Origin of the sequence: Salmonella sp. SAL04213 (assembly GCF_046550535.1) — a bacterium.
GTDB lineage: Bacteria > Pseudomonadota > Gammaproteobacteria > Enterobacterales > Enterobacteriaceae > Salmonella > Salmonella enterica.
Genome location: NZ_JBGDXS010000002.1, coordinates 743,465 through 760,614, shown reverse-complemented (window position 1 = coordinate 760,614; position 17,150 = coordinate 743,465). Strand labels below are relative to the sequence as shown.

General features: G+C 49.8%; 12 protein-coding genes. 5 read left to right on the top strand and 7 right to left on the bottom strand.

Annotation, left to right across the window (positions count from 1 at the left end; all coding sequences use genetic code 11):
- Positions 1-176 precede the first annotated feature (176 nt).
- On the top strand, positions 177-1,085 hold the full coding sequence (locus tag ACLJPQ_RS08520) for a LysR family transcriptional regulator (RefSeq protein ID WP_001176641.1): 909 nt from the start codon (positions 177-179) through the stop codon (positions 1,083-1,085).
- A 173-nt stretch (positions 1,086-1,258) separates the two neighbouring features.
- Complete coding sequence (locus ACLJPQ_RS08515; protein ID WP_017441349.1) at positions 1,259-2,239, top strand: NAD(P)H-dependent flavin oxidoreductase; 981 nt, start codon at positions 1,259-1,261, stop codon at positions 2,237-2,239.
- A 265-nt stretch (positions 2,240-2,504) separates the two neighbouring features.
- Here the strand turns inward: ACLJPQ_RS08515 and ACLJPQ_RS08510 are convergent, their stop codons facing one another.
- Positions 2,505-3,971 (bottom strand): hypothetical protein, encoded by a 1,467-nt coding sequence (locus ACLJPQ_RS08510; RefSeq protein ID WP_080184705.1) that lies wholly within the window; start codon positions 3,969-3,971, stop codon positions 2,505-2,507.
- A 257-nt stretch (positions 3,972-4,228) separates the two neighbouring features.
- On the opposite strand from ACLJPQ_RS08510, the gene ACLJPQ_RS08505 reads away from it, so the two are divergent.
- The 3 genes from ACLJPQ_RS08505 to ACLJPQ_RS08495 all read left to right on the top strand — a co-directional run bounded on the left by ACLJPQ_RS08505 (position 4,229) and on the right by ACLJPQ_RS08495 (position 8,046).
- Positions 4,229-5,236, top strand: a complete 1,008-nt coding sequence (locus ACLJPQ_RS08505; RefSeq protein ID WP_000201071.1) for a LacI family DNA-binding transcriptional regulator — start codon at positions 4,229-4,231, stop codon at positions 5,234-5,236.
- 143 nt (positions 5,237-5,379) lie between these two features.
- Positions 5,380-6,831 (top strand): Na+/H+ antiporter NhaC, encoded by a 1,452-nt coding sequence (nhaC, locus tag ACLJPQ_RS08500; RefSeq protein ID WP_001276629.1) that lies wholly within the window; start codon positions 5,380-5,382, stop codon positions 6,829-6,831.
- A gap of 12 nt (positions 6,832-6,843) precedes the next feature.
- A complete protein-coding gene (locus ACLJPQ_RS08495; RefSeq protein WP_000347156.1) occupies positions 6,844-8,046 on the top strand; it encodes a MalY/PatB family protein in 1,203 nt (400 codons plus the stop codon).
- A 112-nt stretch (positions 8,047-8,158) separates the two neighbouring features.
- Here ACLJPQ_RS08495 and glgX read toward each other — a convergent pair whose 3' ends face one another.
- The 6 genes from glgX to ACLJPQ_RS08465 form a co-directional block, all read right to left on the bottom strand.
- Complete coding sequence (gene glgX / locus ACLJPQ_RS08490) at positions 8,159-10,234, bottom strand: glycogen debranching protein GlgX (protein ID WP_001527713.1); 2,076 nt, start codon at positions 10,232-10,234, stop codon at positions 8,159-8,161.
- A 56-nt stretch (positions 10,235-10,290) separates the two neighbouring features.
- The gene (gene treY / locus ACLJPQ_RS08485; protein ID WP_042947267.1) at positions 10,291-12,819 is read right to left on the bottom strand and encodes a malto-oligosyltrehalose synthase; all 2,529 of its coding nucleotides are present in this window, start codon (positions 12,817-12,819) and stop codon (positions 10,291-10,293) included.
- Positions 12,816-14,600, bottom strand: a complete 1,785-nt coding sequence (gene treZ / locus ACLJPQ_RS08480; RefSeq protein ID WP_000095546.1) for a malto-oligosyltrehalose trehalohydrolase — start codon at positions 14,598-14,600, stop codon at positions 12,816-12,818. The genes treY and treZ overlap by 4 nt, the downstream gene beginning before the upstream one ends.
- A gap of 128 nt (positions 14,601-14,728) precedes the next feature.
- Positions 14,729-15,514 (bottom strand): OBAP family protein, encoded by a 786-nt coding sequence (locus tag ACLJPQ_RS08475; protein ID WP_080184706.1) that lies wholly within the window; start codon positions 15,512-15,514, stop codon positions 14,729-14,731.
- Between the two features lie 142 nt (positions 15,515-15,656).
- Positions 15,657-15,986 (bottom strand): acid-activated periplasmic chaperone HdeB, encoded by a 330-nt coding sequence (hdeB, locus tag ACLJPQ_RS08470; protein ID WP_001032161.1) that lies wholly within the window; start codon positions 15,984-15,986, stop codon positions 15,657-15,659.
- A 351-nt stretch (positions 15,987-16,337) separates the two neighbouring features.
- Positions 16,338-16,769, bottom strand: coding sequence for an OsmC family protein (locus tag ACLJPQ_RS08465; RefSeq protein ID WP_000152297.1), 432 nt, complete (start codon positions 16,767-16,769; stop codon positions 16,338-16,340).
- Positions 16,770-17,150 lie beyond the last annotated feature (381 nt).

The following is a 17,150-nucleotide window of genomic DNA, read 5'->3' as shown; positions in this document are numbered from 1 at the left end:
TAGCGATTCTACAAATGACATGTCTTACCTCAACCACCCGGTAAAAGTCATATATCGATAGCAGTATGTTACTCCAGATGAAACAATCGGTTCAGAAAGGGATATGTTCCAGCAGACAGGAATGTTATAAGGAGCTTCCCCCTTCGACACAAATAATGGTTGAGGACTGAGAACAGATGCAGCTGAATATGCTGGAAGCCATGAATATTTATGTCAATGTGGTAGAGCAAGGGAGCTTTATCCGCGCGGCGGAAGTGCTTGAGCTGCACCGCCCTGCTGTTACCCGCGCCGTTCAGAATCTGGAACATGATCTGGGCGTTAAGCTCCTGCACCGTACAACACGACAGGTCAGTATGACGGATGAAGGGGAAGAGTTTTACCAGCGTTGCCTGTCGCTCTTAAGCGAGCTGGACGACGTCCGGCGATTATTTTCCAGCACGCAACCGCCGAAAGGCCGCCTGCGCCTTGACGTCCCTATTACGCTCGCCCGGGCAGTCATCATTCCGGCTCTTGGAGATTTTCAGAACCGATACCCGGATATTGAGATTGTACTTGGCACGTCCGATCGCAAGATTGATTTGATTGCCGAGCGTGTGGACTGCGTCATCCGACTTGGTGAGCTTAATGACTCCAGTTTTGTTGCCAGACGTCTGGGAACGGCAGCCATGGTGACCTGTGCTGCGCCATCTTATCTTGCGAAGCATGGCACGCCGCACTCTATCGATGAGCTGATGAAGTCCCACCGGGCTGTAAATTTTTTCAGTAATCATAGCCTGCAGATAATGGAGTGGAAATTCACGGTTGATGGCAGTATCGCGTCAATAAAAATTCCCTCCAGCATCCTGGTAGACAATTCAGAAGCGTTTCTTTCATGCGGGCTGGCGGGGTTGGGGGTTCTACACGGATTGCGTCCGTCTCTTGCACCCTTTATTGCCAGTGGAGAGCTGACAGAGATCCTCACTGATTTCCCGCCCCCGCCAAAACCGGTTTCACTGCTTTACCCGGATCGTCGGTATCTGGCACCTAAAGTTCGCGTATTCATCGACTGGCTGTGCGAGGTTTTTGGTCCGGATGCACATCTCTGATAACGCTCTTTCGTGCATACCCGACCTGAAGATTGTTACTTTATCAGTAATTCTGTTTTAAAGATTGGATGGTTTTTCGTAACAATAAAGAGGTTTAAGATCTTCTTCAGATTAATTAACTACCACAGTCGCCTAAAAGGCTGGCTGAAAATTTGTTCGAAGGAGATCACGTCATGAAGTACAACCGTATCTGCCAGATCCTGGGTATCGAAAAACCTGTTATACAAGGCCCACTGTCCTGGCTTACCGATGCAAGACTGGTTGCAGCCGTAAGCAACGCCGGTGGTTTGGGTGTGCTTGGCCCAAATGCGGGCTTAACAGCGGAAACTGCTGTATCAACGCCTGAAGAAACAGCAGAAAAAATGCGTGAAGAAATTCGTAAAACCAAAAAACTTACCGAAAAACCATTCGGGGTGAACCTTATTCCAACCCCTGAAAACGACATCTGGACTCCGCCTATCCTACAGGTAATAAAGGAAGAGGGAGTAAAAGCTGTTGTTTATACCGGTTACGGAGAAGGAGCTATTATCACTTCGCTGTTTAATGAACTAAAAGAGTCGGGTATTGCAATTATTTACCGCGATATTAATCCGACACCTGAAAATACACGTTTAGCGGAAAAAGCCGGCGCCGACATTATTGTTGCAACTGGTTTTGATGAAGGTGGCACATTGCCTGGCACCGCGCTTGGCACCTTTTCGATCGTGCCGCTGATTGCGGACTCGGTGCAAAGTGTTCCCGTCATGGCTGCAGGCGGGATTGCCGATAGCCGTACCGCCCGTGCTGCCCATGCGCTGGGAGCAGAGGGTGTCTTTGCTGGTTCGGTGTTTATTGGGACAGAAGAAAGCCGTGTGCCGCAGTCAGTAAAGGATAAAATCATTAATGCTAACGGCCTGGATTTGCTGCTTTTCCGTACCCTGCCAGATTACTACCGCTCACTGCCTGGCAAGCTGGCTGACAAGCTCGTGTCGATGGATAAAGCTGGTGCAAGCAATGAAGAACTGGCCCAGACGATGGGAGGTTTACGCGGGTTGCGTATCGGCATGCTGGAAGGTAATACAGATGAAGGATACATTGCGCTGGGCACGGGCATTGGAAATATCCGCAGCATCAAGAGCGTAGCTGAGGTCGTGAACGAGCTGGCCATTTGTTAAGGGCAGTACTGACTGCAAAAGCAATCGAACTTTGCGAAACGGCCTGGCGCGCAGCGGCCCTCTGACACAAGATGTGGTAGTGTTTTCAGACATTGAAACGCCATAGGCTGTATTCCTCCCCTATCCTGTGACTACCGGTTCACCACCGGACAAGCCGCTGTGCTTATCAGCAAAGCCGAAATGATTGTTTGAGTAACTTTACGACAATTGCTTCAAAAACTATCAAATGCCAGACTTCCGCTACCAGACGGTATACACAGTATTACTATTTCTTTTTATATGCCCCATACAAAAGCGATACGGGTGTTTTTTCTAATATCTGGATTTCATTTTTATGTGCTTTATGTTCACTAAAAATATCTGCCAGACTTTTACCTCCAAAGGCCAGGCCAATTCCCGTTGCTGCTGCTGAAAGTAATGTCAATTGCGGCATGGCAAGTGAAGCTATACCTAACGTGGCTGTTCCTGCAAAAATTAATCCAGATGAGATCTTTTTTTTCTTTGAATTCTTAATGGCTGATTCATGCGACTTTCCATACTCTTCGACCACATTGATTAAATGTTTTGAAAAATTATCTGCCGCATCTTGCATTTGATCTGGTGTTTTTCCTTGCAAGTCATGCCTTGAGATTCTTAGTTCATGCCTTAAGGATTCCAGTTGACCTCTTTCTCTAATCTTTTTTAATTCCAGATCGGAAAGCGCAGTAAGGAATTTTACTTCCGCGGCTGAAAGGCCCATTGTAATCGCTTGCTCTTCAGAAGAAAGAGGATTTAATTTACCATAATCCTTGACCAACTGCTCCGTAGTCCATTCATGTAAAAACATATGGTTACTATAAATAACCGGATCAATGCCTAATAGTGTTGCCGATAATTGAGTTGATCGTTGTGCATAAATTGCACCTTCAACCTTACCCAGTAAGGTTGCTATAGCTGACGGCAGATCGTAATCCAGAAGATCTACCTCTCTTGTTGTAAAACTCTTTAAATCTGTATCGTAAACCCAGACTTCTTTTTCGATGTTATTGAAATTATTAAGCAATGTTTTTAATAATTCTTTATTTGTTAGGATCTTCTGGAATGTTTCTTCATTTCTCCCAAAGTGCTCAAGAAACGCTAAATAAGTAGCGTAATCCATTTTTCTATCTTTAAAAAAGAGCTGGCTTAGAAAAGCGGCAGATTGTTCATGATTGCGTTCTTTATCAAAATCCAGTAATTCAGGAACGATTAGAAAAATTGGATAATCATCATCAATAGTCATAAACGGGATGGCGCGAAATAGATTAGAAACATGTTCAAGTAATACCAACCTGCGCATGCGGACATAACTATTATCTGGTGGCAATGACAAAAATGAATGCAGAGAGCTAAGAGAAGGAAAATGTAATGGATCAACCATTATGATGCTATCAAAATAAATCCCCAGAGATCTAAGGTGATTAGATATGTTATAACCAAAGCGTTGAATCGGAAGTAATAATCGATAACTTTTAGACGCCCGCACTTCTGTTATAAGCGCCGCGGCGTGAGTATCCCAAAATTTATTTAGCAACACGATTAGGTTTGTAAGTTGATTATCTAACTCGGGAGAGCTAATTAGCTCTTTCAGGATGAATCTACGTAATTTTTTTAGTTCTAAATTTCTGAATGCATATTTATATTTTTCAGAAAAAGCGTTTTCCATCAATAAAACATATTCATTCTGTATGCTTTTTGTAATACTACTCATCATCTATCTCCGAACCACCACGCAACGATTTCCCAGTGTAGTGGTTCTTATCATGTGTATATTGTTAGTCATGTTATCGTAGAAAATTCAGTGGTCAATAACTCATTGAGGTAGCTACTAAAATTTGCAGTTACCAGGATTTAGGATGATTTTAAAAATGTTTATAAATTCAGGCTGCGCCGCAGTGATTGCACTGATTTCCACGTAACATGATAATCAATGGCTTTGATACCCTTTAAACGAACAAATATGAGCTTAACATGGCGACAATAAAGGATGTTGCATCTTTGGCCGGTGTATCAACCGCGACTGTATCACGTGTCATTAACCAGACCGCGTGGGTTGAACCCGTCACGCGCGAACGTGTAGAGAAAGCCATGCGCGATCTCAATTATCGCCGGAATGCCGCCGCTATCGCGCTGGCGAAACGTAGCGGCGATATGCTCGGATTGTTAACCGGCAATCTGGCTGATCCTTTTTTTGCCCACCTTGCTCGCGGCGTAGAAGATGTTTCTCGTAAGCAGCAGTATCGCTTGATGGTATGTAGCGGCGGCCACGACGAAGAAATGGAAAAAGCGGGACTGGATTTTCTGGTTAATCAAGGCTGTGAGGCTATTGTTGTACACGCCAGCCGATTACCGGATAAAGAGCTGCTGCGCTACGCAGCCCACTTTCCAGCGCTGGTTGTTGTTAATCGTTATATCGCCGGTATGGCCAACCGGTGTATCTGGCTGGAAAATCGCAGCGCCGCCAGGGAAGCGACCCGATATCTCCTGGCGAACGGGCATCGGCGCATTGCCTGTGTGACATCTGACTTGCCAATTATCGATCGTCAGGAACGCCTTGATGGTTACCGTGAGGCGCTGGAAGAATATGGTATTTCTCCAGACCCTCGCTGGGTGATTAGCGTTCCGTTTAACGAAGAAGGCGGCGAGCGGGCCGCGCATCAACTTATTAATAGCGGGCTTCCCCTTACGGCAGCGGTCACGTTTAACGATGTGATGGCCGCTGGCATTATGCGTATTCTTCATCAACGCGGCGTTCAGCTTCCGCAACAGCTCTCTATTGTCGGCTTTGATGATGTGGTGCTGGCCCGGTATCTTTATCCGGCGTTAACAACAATGCATTATCCGGTCGAACAAATGGCGCGTTGTGCCGCGCAACTGGCGATACAGTTATACCAGGGCATTACGCCGCCGCCCAGCAGCAATCATTTCAATGCCGAACTGGTGATCCGCGATTCTGTCGCGCCCTATTTTTCACGATGAATGCGTCGTCAACAGTAAAAACTGTGATGACTATCAAATTAACCCTTCTCATGTAATCGGTTACATGGACGAAAGTAATGGATCACAGTAGTGGGAAGCGTATCCCCCTACCCTTGAGCTACCTTACTGACCGGAGCTCCATTATGAGTGCATCACAAAACAAGAAGAAAACGCTGTCATTGGGTTTAGCGCTAATCCCAGTCATCTCCATGTTGTTATTGTTGATTATCGGTTACGGCATCATGGGGCTACGTATCGAACCGCTCCTTCTGTGCTCTGCGGCGGTAGCGGCAGGCATTGCATGGTGGCAAGGATACTGTTGGGAAGACATCATCAACTCAGTGGTGGATAAGCTGGCTAAAGCAATGCCGGTTATCATGATCCTGATCTGCGTGGGCGGTTTGATTGGCACCTGGATGTTTAGCGGCACCATTCCCTACATGGTGTACTGGGGGCTAAAACTCATAAGCCCGGAATATATTTTGATTGCAGCCTTCTTTTTAACCAGCGTGGTCTCCGTCTGTACCGGTACATCGTGGGGGTCCGCCGGGACGGTTGGCGTTGCGTTAATGGGGGTTGCCGCCGGGCTGGACGTGTCTCTTGCAGCAGCAGCTGGCGCCGTCGTTTCTGGCGCTTATTTCGGCGACAAAATCTCACCGTTGTCCGACTCGACTAACTTTGCCGCGATTGTCGCAGACACTACTCTGTTTGAGCATATTCAGCATTTACTTTGGACGACCCTGCCAAGTTTCCTGCTTGCCGCCGTGGTTTATCTTATCGCCGGACACAGTAATATGCTGGGCGAGGTGGCCACGCCGCAGCGCGTTACGGACATCATCCACTCGCTGGAGTCGCTATACCATTTTAATATTGTTCTTATTTTGCCGCCGGTGATCGTACTGTGGGGCGCAATTCGCAAGAAGCCTGTCATCCCATTAATGTTAAGCGCCTGCGTACTTGCCTTGTTCCTCGGCGTCATCATGCAGGGACTGAGCATCAAACAGGGACTGGACGCTTTCATTGATGGATTTGATATCGCCATGTTCCCACAAGGCGCAGAAGGTGTCGTGGCCGATGTTCCGCGCCTGCTAAACCGGGGCGGAATGTTCTCGATGATGGGAACAATACTGTTAGTTTTCTGCGCTTTTTCATTTGCCGGAGCGCTAACGTTAACCGGCGCGTTAACGATCATCATTAACCGGCTGCTGACTATTATTCATAGCGTTGGTCAGCTCATTGCCGCCACTATCGGCACCACAATTTTGGTCACAGGAGCGACCAGCGACGGTAAACTGGCATTGTTAGTTCCCGCCGAACTGTTTAAAGATGCCTATCGTCGTATGGGGCTGGATACTAAAAACCTTTCACGGACGATAGAAGATGCCGGTACCGTTATCGAACCTCTCCTGCCGTGGACCTCGGCTGGCGTCTACATGGCAACCACGCTGGGCGTTAGCACGCTTGATCTTCTGCCCTGGGCTATCCAGTGCTATGCGGCAATCTTCTTCGCATTAATTTATGGTTTTAGCGGAATTGGTATTGCCAGAACCGCCCCCGCCTCAGAAAAGTCGCCGCAATCGTCAGTGACGGAATAATAAGGAAACAAGATGGATTTTAACCAGATTATCAATCGCAACAATACTGGTTCGGTAAAGTGGGATTTTATTGAGCGCCACTTTGGCGACGGCGCTGGAAAACTGCTGCCGATGTGGGTTTCTGATTTCGATTTTGCCTGCCCGCCTGAGGTTCAGGCGGCATTACATCAGCGAATCGAGCACGGCGTATTTGGCTATAGCGAACGCGATGAGGCCTATTTTAACGCCCTGCTTCACTGGTTTTCGTCACGCCACCAGCTCACGTTAAAACAGGAATGGGTATGCAGCGTGGAAGGCGTCGTACCAGGGTTGGCGCTCTTGGTGCAAATGTTGACGCATCCAGGCGACGGCGTAGTGGTACAGGGACCATACTATGGCTCCTTCGCCAAAATAATCACGCTTAATGGTAGAAAACTGCTGGAGAATCCCCTTAGCGAGTCGCCGGACGACGGCTACCAGATGGATTTTTGCCAACTGGAAAGGCTGTTTCGCCATGAGCGCCCTCCGCTGATGATTTTGTGTAATCCACATAATCCAACCGGGCGTTGCTGGTCGGCCAACGAGCTGGAGCAACTGCTTTTATTATGTGAAGCTTATGATGTCACTCTCATCTCGGATGAAATATGGGCCGATCTATTGCTGCCCGGCGAAACCTTTACCTCGGTACTGCATTTAGGGGAGCGCTGGCATAAACGGGTCATCTCCGCCACTGCGGCCAGCAAAACGTTTGGCTTATCGTCGTTGCGAATTTCTAATTTTCTCATTCCCGATCCTACGCTTCGCCAGCGATTCCTGTCTCGTCTGGACGCTCATGGGCTGGACGTCTTTAACGCCCTCTCCGTTCAGGCGGCGACTACCGCATGGAATGAAAGCAGACAGTGGCTGGATTCGCTACTGGATTACCTGGCGGAAAACCGCCGCTGGTTTGTTGAACAGGCGACAGAGCACCTTCCCTGGGCAAGAATTGTCCCGGCGCAGGGAACCTATTTATTATGGATGGATTGTAAAAAACTGGGACTGGATGACGAACAGCTAAAATGGGTAATGGCGGATGTCGCGGGTATTGCTCCTTCAATGGGCAGCGGCTTTGGCCCGGCGGGCAGCGGATTTATCCGTTTAAATCTGGGATGTCCACGTACCTACCTTGAAATGGCAATAGACGGCCTGAAGCGAATATCGGTGAAGACAATCAAAGGAATACCAACAGGCGGATGAATTTTTCGGGCGGTAAACTAACACCGGTGTTATTTCTGCGGCATGATATCGCCTGAGCGCCAGTAAAAAACCGGCCATCAAGGCCGGTTGGGTCCGGAGCGCGGTTTTACTATCAGGGGCGTCTGAATAACACGATACTGCGCCCGGCCAGATCGAAATCCATTTCTTCGGTAATCCGCATTCCCTGCTGCGCGTTATCGGCAGTCGTCAGTTCAAGTACCCAGCCGCCTTCTCCCCACATCGGAATACGGAACGGTACGCTGCCTTCAAACGGATTGAAAAGCAGTAAGGCGTCATGCCAGATCCCCGCTTCCGGCTGTAGATCGGGTCGACTAATGCATACGCCTATCGTCGATCCCTCATCCCATTGTTCGGATTGCTGCGCCCCTCCGCCGGCGTTAAACCAGCGGATCTCCAGACCGTCACGCCAGCTCTCCCGGCGCAGCAACGGTTGCGTGGCGCGCAGTTGAATCAGATGACGGGTAAACTCTCGTAGCGCATTGGCGGTTTCCGGCAAATTATCCCAGTGGACCCACGATATTTCACTGTCCTGACAGTAGCCATTATTATTGCCCATCTGACTGCGGCCAAACTCATCGCCCGCTAATAACATCGGCGTGCCGTGCGAGAAAAGCAAGGTGGTCAGGAAATTGCGTTTCTGTTGCTCGCGTATCGCATTGATGCCTTCGTCGTCGGTTGGCCCTTCTGCGCCATAGTTACAGGAGCGGTTATCATTATGCCCGTCATTATTATCTTCGCCATTGGCTTCATTATGTTTGTCGTTATAAGACACCAGATCGTTCAGCGTGAAGCCGTCATGGGCAGTAATAAAGTTAACGCTTGACCAGGGGCGACGGCCGCGCAAATCATAGAGATCGCCGGAACCCAGCAGGCGTGCGGCGAAATCATTTGTGACGTTGTCACCTTTCCAGTATTCGCGTACCGTATCTCGGTATTTATCATTCCATTCGCCCCACCCTGGTGGAAAGCCGCCAACCTGATAGCCGCCCGGTCCGATATCCCAGGGTTCGCCAATCAGTTTCAGTTTTGCCAGCACCGGGTCTTGCGTTACCGCATCAAAAAAGCCGCCTCTCTGATCAAAGCCTTCCGGCTCACGACCAAGAATGGTGCCCAAATCAAAACGAAAGCCGTCGACATGCATTGACTCCGCCCAATAGCGAAGGGAATCCATCACCATTTGCAGTACCCGTGGATGAGAGGTATTGACGGTATTACCTGTCCCTGTATCGTTAATGTAATAGCGATGCTGATCGGGCATCGTGCGATAGTAAGAGAAGTTATCGATACCTTTAAATGACAGCGTGGGGCCAAGTTCATTCCCTTCTGCCGTATGGTTATAGACCACGTCCAGTATCACTTCGATGCCGGCATCATGGAAAGCGCGCACCATATCGCGGAATCCCTGAATACCTTTTGGACCATAGTAGCGCGTCGCTGGCGCAAAAAAGCCCAGCGAGTTGTATCCCCAGAAATTTTTCAGCCCTTTATCGAGCAGATGCTGATCGTCCGGGAACCAGTGAACGGGTAAAAGCTCGACGGAGGTAATCCCCAGACTTTTAATGTAATCCACGCTGGCTTTATGCCCCATGCCCTCAAACGTACCGCGTAGAGGCTCAGGGATCGCGGAATTAAGCTGGGTAAAGCCTTTTACATGCGTTTCATAAATAATGGCGTTCGACCACGGTATGGAAGGCCGTTGTCTATCCTCCCAATTCGCCTCAGCCGGATCAATCACCCGGCATTTAGGCGTAAATGGCGCGCTATCCTGGTCATCAAAGGTCAAATCTTTATCGTCATGAAGTAATTGATACGCGAAATGCGCATCGTTCCACTGAATATCGCCCACCAGCTCACGGGCATAAGGGTCAATAAGCAGCTTGTTGGGGTTAAAACGATGACCATTTTCCGGGTCATAAGGACCGTAAACGCGGTACCCATACAGCGCGCCGGGCTGCAACTTCGGGACATAGCCGTGCCATATTTCGTCGGTATATTCCGGTAACTCCAGACGAGCGATTTCATGCTCCCCGCTCGGATCGTAAAGGCAAAGCTCGACGCGTTCCGCATGGGCGGAAAAAATAGCGAAATTCACGCCTTCGCCGTCATAATTTGCGCCAAGCGTATGGCTGTATCCTGATCTGATTTCAAAAGCCCTGTTTGTTGTCATTCTCTTTCTCCACCCACGGTAAACGTTGTCCTGTCACGGCACATCAACACATAAACTCAGTCGCTCATTAAAACCAGTACGCCGCCCTGATGTGAGGCCAACGACAGGCGTTCACCAGGCATTAACCTCTCCTGGGTAAGCACATTGCGATAATGATGCTGATTAAGCTGTCCGGGTATAATAATGTCGGTTCCTGCCCAGAAACCGCTATGCGATTGTGACAATAAGCCGTCACATTCGGCGAACACTAGTCGGGGCGCAACAACAATCAGCGCATCATCATGATTGACTCTGGCGTAAGCGATGACCTTGTCGGCACGCTGACCAACAGCCCGCAGCGGTATATAGTCGCCAAAACGGAAGAGCTCATGATTCTGCTGACGCAAACGCAGTAATGCAGCTGTGACATACTGATTCACCTGCCCGTTCAGCCAACTCTCTTCGCGCGAGAAAACTCCCGGCGTTAGTTGGTCTAACTGCTGCGCCAGCATGGCGAAATCCGGTTCGCGGCGGTTGTCGGGATCGACAAGACTAAAATTCAACGCCTCGCTCCCCTGATAGATATCAGGTACCCCCGGCGCGGTTAATTTGATAACGGTCTGCGTCAGGCTGTTAACCAGCCCTGCGCGGATGAAGGGTTGCAAGGAACGATAAAAATCCTGCAAAAATGTCTGATTATCCGGTGCCAGTAAATAACGGGCGTAATCAAGCATTGCCGTTTCGTAAGCCTCATTACTGTCCACCCAATCGGTACGTAGCTTCGCTTCGCGTAGCGCTTTCTCCACAAAGGCTTCAAAGCGTATTTTCAGCGCGTTTAAACCTGTTTCGTCCTGTGGTTGTAGCATCGGGGGCCAGACGCCGGTCAGCGCCTGATATAACATCCACGTATCCGCCGATTTTGGCGCAGTGCCATCATTTAAAAATTTGACATGGGTCTGGTTCATCTGCCGCCAGCGGGCAAGGCATTCGCTCCACTGTTCCGGCGCTTCGGTAAGCGTATACAGGCGTGCTCGCGCATCCTCGCCTCGCTTGGTATCGTGGGTCGACGTACCGGATAGCGCATCAGGCTGTCGCGCCTGTCGGGTTTTCATCTCATGGTGAAAGCGTTCGATGGAGAAGTGATGCGTAACGGGCTCGGCGCCGACTTCATTTAACGCCAGTCCCATGTTTTGACGAAAGAAAAGCGTATCCTCTACCGATTTCGCCATCAGCGGACCGGTGAGTTGTTGGAACCGAACGCGAAACTGTGTCGCCTCCTCCTGGCTGGAGGCGGGAACATCGCCGGTAAGAAGACGGCTCAGAAATGTAAGCGCTTCTGGCTGCGGAGGATTTTCAAGCGTCTTTACCCGTTCCACAATACGGTGTAACAGGCAAATATCGGTCGGCGGTAGCCCTTCTGCCGTGCCGTAAGTGCGATATACGGGAAAGGCAATTAATAACTCGCGTAACGCCTGCCGAACGACGCTCTCTTCCTGTGCGATCTGTAGCTCGCTGGCAATCGACAGCGCAAGCGCGAGCAGCCGGGTAAATTCCCCCTCGAAATTGCGATCGACCATCAGCAATTTAGCCGCCCGTAATTCCGCCCGCATATCCACTGGCGCGCCTTTAACGGTCTCGTAAGCCTGGCGCAGATTGTCTATCTGCTCATCGTCAACCAGCACCTCCGCCAGCGAGGCGATAAATTCATAGCCTGTGGTGCCGGAAACCGGCCAGTCATCAGGAAGTTGCTCGCCTTTAGCGAGAATTTTTTCCACGGTGATATAGCACGCCGGCCCCACTTCCTGACGTAAACGCGCAAGATAGGCTTTCGGATCGGCAAGGCCGTCGATATGATCGATACGTAAACCGTCAACCGCCCCCGTTCTGACCAGCTCCAGAATCAGCCGATGTGTATCGTCGAAGACGGTTTTATCTTCCACCCGCATTCCTACCAGCCCTGTGACCTCAAAGAAACGCCGATATGAAAGCGAGCGAGCGGCCTCGCGCCAGGACATTAATTTCCACGGCTGGCGCTCATGCAAATCAGCAATAGCGGCTTTATCGGTAAGCGCTAGTATTTCGGCCTCGCGCCCCTGCCACGTCGCCGGCGCAAGCGGATAATAGTTATCATAATAGGCGAACGTGGGTTTACCCGTAGCGGGATCGGGCTTGATCGCAATTTCTCCGTTTTCCAGCACGGCGTCAAACGTGTCGCCTAAAAAAGGCAGCGTCAGTCGGCGCGACCAGTCAATATCGAAATGGCGCGCGTAACGGCTCTCCTTGCCATATTCAAGCACGTCGCGCCACCAGGCGTTTTCCAGCGAGCTGGCCATGTGATTAGGCACAATATCGATGATCAATCCCAGCCCTTGCGCTTTAAGTTCGGCCACCAGTCTTTCAAATCCTTCGCGCCCGCCAATAGAGGGCTCAATCTCATTCGCATCGGTGACATCATAACCATGCGTTGACGCTTTGGTGGCGGTAAAGATGGGTGAGGCATAAAGATGGCTGATACCCAGATTTTTAAGGTAAGGCACCAGCGCCGCAGCGCGATCGAAGGTCATGCCATTGCGAAACTGAAGACGATACGTTGCAGTTGGGATCATGATGCAGACTCTCCCTGGGCTAAGCGGACAATAAGAGAATGTTGGGAAAGCGACCCGGTGGATTCATTCGGCCAGGCGAAGAGAGTCTTACCCGGTAAATCGGGCAGCAATACCGTCGTGGCGCTAATATTCAGCGCCAGTGACAGTGTTCCTCCCGGAAAACGCCAGCTAACGGCAATAAACCCGGGCGCGGTTTGCAATACCGTTCCTGAGCTCTCACGGGCAGCGGACAACAGCGGCACGATATGCTTCTGGCGCAAAAGCAGTAGTTCGCGGGTAAACGCCAGCCACGCTTTACCCTCTTCACTGTGCTGTTGCTTCCAGTTAAGTTTTGAGCGTTGAAAGGTCTCTGGCGCATTCGGGTCCGGAACATTTTCCCCTGCATGATCGGCAAACTCTTTTGCGCGACCTTCACGAACGGCGCGGGCTAAATCCCCATGGAAATCGGTAAAAAAAAGAAAAGGACGGCTTTCGCCATACTCTTCGCCCATAAAAAGCAGCGGAATATGCGGTGAAAGCAGCAACGTGGCGAGCAATACTTTTGTTCGTTCAGCACCCGCCAGGGTTATCAGTCTGTCGCCCTGGGCGCGGTTACCGACCTGATCGTGATTCTGAATAAAATCCACAAAAGCGACCGGGGGTTGTCCGGTACTTTTTACGCCGCGAGGTTCGCCGGTTTGTGGTGAAATTTCTCCCTGATAAGCGAATCCTTCGGCCAGCGCTCTTGCGAGGTGTTTTTCCGGGGCATCAGCAAAATCGTTGTAGTAGGCCTGGGTCTCTCCGGTCGCAAAAACGTGGACGGCATTATGAAAATCGTCATTCCATTCGGCGGTAAACAGAGGCGCATTGCCATCCTGATCTCGGGGATGCAGAGAAATAATATTGCGGCTATCTTCGGTGGTCAGATGAATGGATCTGTCGGTAATGTCTTCCCGAATACGTTGTGCGATTTCAACCAGCACATGCCTGGCGCTACTGTCCTCAATCTGATCGATAGCGTCAAAGCGTAAGCCGTCGAGATGGTATTCTGTCAGCCAGTATAACGGCGCCTCGATGATATAGCGCCGCACGGCGTCGACATCATAGGCGATACCATTTCCCCACGGCGTCATGCGCTCTTTGTGGAAAAACGCTGGCGCCAATAGCGGTAAATAATTTCCCTCCGGGCCGAAATGGTTCAGCACAATATCCAGGACGACGGAAAGACCATACCCATGCGCGGCGTCAATAAACGCCTTGAAATCATCCGGCGTCCCATAGGCAGAATGCGGCGCGTAAAGCAGTACGCCGTCATAGCCCCAGCCACGCTCGCCGCCAAATTGCGCAACGGGCATCACTTCAATAACGGTAACGCCGAGTTCAGCGAGATAAGGCAGCTTCGCTATTGCGGCGCGGAAGGTGCCTTCCGGAGTGAACGTGCCTGTATGCATCTCATACACCACGGCCTGCTCCCAACGGCTACCTTTCCACCCGGTGTTGCGCCACGTGTAGCTGCCTGGATCAACCACATATGACGGACCGTTGACGTCAGTTTTTTGAGCGCGGGAAGCCGGATCGGGGACCACCATGCCATCGCTGAGTACAAAGTTATACTCCGTACCTGGCCTCACCCCGGAGACGTCCAGCGTAAACCAGCCGTCACCGCTCGCCTGCATTTCCTGGTCTTTACCCGCAAGCCTGAGCATAACCTTTTGCTGACCGGTGGCCCAAAGACGAAAGCGGACAACATCAGCGGCGATATATTCAGCTCCCCAGCTTTTGCAAAAAATTTTTGAACTCATTTGTCGCTCCGTTTAACCCATAACCTCTACAGCATCCGAAAAACAAGCATAGACTATGGGGCTAATTTTTACGTGACACTGTCACTTAACAGGCATTCTTTTTCCTATCTGCGTGTAAAACCGTGGAATTATTGTCGGGATTGCTCAGATGTACCGAAGTGCGCGGTATCGCCTCGCCCGTGTTCGCCAGAGCCCTGAACACGCTGTAGCTGGATAACCTCCCCCTGCTCCCAGGCGTTAGCCCCCTTAACAACGGGATGTTCAGGCAGATCCTGCCGCTCGCGTTTAATGGCCTGGGTATCAATTCCCAGACGGCGATCCCGATCGGCCAGCAGCACGGGGTCAAGCTGCCCGTCGCCAGTAAAGCCCATCATCAGCGCAGGGATACCCATTGGCAGGGTTTTATCCCGGTCGGTATGCCAGGTGTGCCAAGTCTTGCCATAAGTATTAACAATCTTACTCATCAACGCCTTATCAGCGACCTGCGGTAAGCCAGGCGCCACCAGGCTACCGGATTTCACCTCGTACTGGTGGCTGTGCCACAGTTTTTTCTCCTCGGGAGGAAGCGTTTTAAATAAACGTTCGTTGATAATGTACTCCACCCCCATCAGGCGCGCGTTTTTCGTATTGCCGTCGTAAATCACCGCCTGCATGACATCTTCGTTCAGGACGGTAACGTAATGGTGCGCTTCCATCTGTCCGTTTTTATCACCGCTATAAAAATGGAACCCGTCAAGGTAGGTACTGATGGCATCGACAGGTGGTCTGGATTGAATAGCCGCCGCGCCTGTTTCCAGGGTACGTAATTTGGCAGAGGTTTTTTCCCCGGGAATAGGCGTTTGCGGCGGCGTATTATTGGCGCCGCATCCGGCCAGAAAAGGAATGATAAAGAGTGCCAGCGGTAAAATTTTCATTAGGTCTCCATATAGTGAAAGGGCTCTAATGAAAATAGTGCAATACCACGTGATTGGTAGGAGAAATGGAAGATGTTATTTGTGACGGCGTCACAAATAGTAAAACCCGACACACAGGCCGGGTTTTGATATCAGTTTACTCTTATTTTGAGAGTTCTTTCTTGATTTCGTCTTTTATTTTGCTTAATTCACTCTGCGGGTTTTTCTTACAAAGCTCAACGGCCAGCGGCACTGCTGTCGTCTCAGTTTCCTGGAAATCAACGTAGTCCCCGCCTTTAAAATCTTCATCTTCATTCAGCACCCAGAAAGCGACTGGCGCCATCGTCTGCGGATTGAGGTCAACAAACTCCTGGCAGCTCATACCTTTAGGCGTAACGTTTGTTTTAGTAGTATCTGTTGCCGCATTCACGCTAACACTGGTTACCAGCGCTGCCACGATAATACCTGCTGTAGCAAGGGAGAATTTATTCATTGTTGTTGCTCCAATAATTATATAAATAACCTCTACATCTGCGCGTTAACCCGTTAATGTAGAACGCAGAAAATAATACCCCTCCTCTCTCAGGAATAAAGATCACCCTCCGCGATATGGCTATTATTGATATTTACGTTGACTGATTTTGATGTTTGATGAATAAAGCAACATGGCGAGCAGATTTTAAGGCGAAAAAGTAGACCACGACAATAGCCACAGACGTGGTCTACGGCGCGTTGAGGTGATAAAAATACGGCAGGATCTCAGATAGACCGGGAGCGAGCCCTCCGCCTGAAGGTATATTCATCAGCCCGATAAACAAGAGTCGTTACCGGGCTGGAGAGGTTATCAGGCGTTAAGCTGGTAGTCGAGGGTGATTTCCGCATTCAGAACCTGCGATACCGGGCACCCGGCTTTTGCTTTCTGGATGATTTGATCGAAAGTTGAAGCATCAATATCTGCTACCGCAACTTTGCTTTGTAGCGCAATTTTGGTAATGGCGAAGCCCGCCTCCACCTTATCAAGCGATACGTCAGCGGTGGTGTCAATGGATGTCGGCGTAAATCCAGCCTCTCCCAGCATAAGTGATAGCGCCATGGAGAAACAGGCCGCATGTGCGGCGCCGATTAACTCTTCCGGGTTGGTTCCCTGCGCGCCTTCGAACCGGGTATTGAATCCATACGGTTGTTGATTAAGCACGCCGCTTTCTGTTGATACAGTACCTTTACCCCGTTTGATGTCGCCTTCCCAGTGTGCCTGACCTTTCTTATGGATTGTCATTTTTGCTCTCCTGTTGGCTCAAAAAATAAAGTATAGACCATGCTGCAAATCTGCGTTGTCCATGCCGATGGAGGTAGCATGTTGTCGATTACCCGCACTTCAGATATAGAAAATAGTTGTATGCTTTTTCAGTGATGAATATTAAACCAACAGGCCTCCCTTTCTTTAAAGAATATATCCCTCCTTTTATCCTTACTTTTTCTTCCGGAAGCGTATTCCATTATGTATATTTTCATTCAAATTAAGATTTGTCTTATCTCGTTGTAATAAAGGATAAAAATCGCAATAAGTAGCCTTTTAAATGTATATTTATTGTCCACTACTCGTATGAGGATATGTAATTGGCAAACGTAATATATTTTCTTCTGGGGTAAACAATTA

Excerpts from the sequence above, each read along its gene's own strand:
- ACLJPQ_RS08520 (WP_001176641.1), top strand. The coding sequence starts at position 177 with ATGCAGCTGAATATGCTGGAAGCCATGAATATTTATGTCAATGTGGTA.
- ACLJPQ_RS08515 (WP_017441349.1), top strand. The coding sequence starts at position 1,259 with ATGAAGTACAACCGTATCTGCCAGATCCTGGGTATCGAAAAACCTGTT.
- ACLJPQ_RS08510 (WP_080184705.1), bottom strand. The coding sequence starts at position 3,971 with ATGATGAGTAGTATTACAAAAAGCATACAGAATGAATATGTTTTATTG.
- ACLJPQ_RS08505 (WP_000201071.1), top strand. The coding sequence starts at position 4,229 with ATGGCGACAATAAAGGATGTTGCATCTTTGGCCGGTGTATCAACCGCG.
- nhaC (WP_001276629.1), top strand. The coding sequence starts at position 5,380 with ATGAGTGCATCACAAAACAAGAAGAAAACGCTGTCATTGGGTTTAGCG.
- ACLJPQ_RS08495 (WP_000347156.1), top strand. The coding sequence starts at position 6,844 with ATGGATTTTAACCAGATTATCAATCGCAACAATACTGGTTCGGTAAAG.
- glgX (WP_001527713.1), bottom strand. The coding sequence starts at position 10,234 with ATGACAACAAACAGGGCTTTTGAAATCAGATCAGGATACAGCCATACG.
- treY (WP_042947267.1), bottom strand. The coding sequence starts at position 12,819 with ATGATCCCAACTGCAACGTATCGTCTTCAGTTTCGCAATGGCATGACC.
- treZ (WP_000095546.1), bottom strand. The coding sequence starts at position 14,600 with ATGAGTTCAAAAATTTTTTGCAAAAGCTGGGGAGCTGAATATATCGCC.
- ACLJPQ_RS08475 (WP_080184706.1), bottom strand. The coding sequence starts at position 15,514 with ATGAAAATTTTACCGCTGGCACTCTTTATCATTCCTTTTCTGGCCGGA.
- hdeB (WP_001032161.1), bottom strand. The coding sequence starts at position 15,986 with ATGAATAAATTCTCCCTTGCTACAGCAGGTATTATCGTGGCAGCGCTG.
- ACLJPQ_RS08465 (WP_000152297.1), bottom strand. The coding sequence starts at position 16,769 with ATGACAATCCATAAGAAAGGTCAGGCACACTGGGAAGGCGACATCAAA.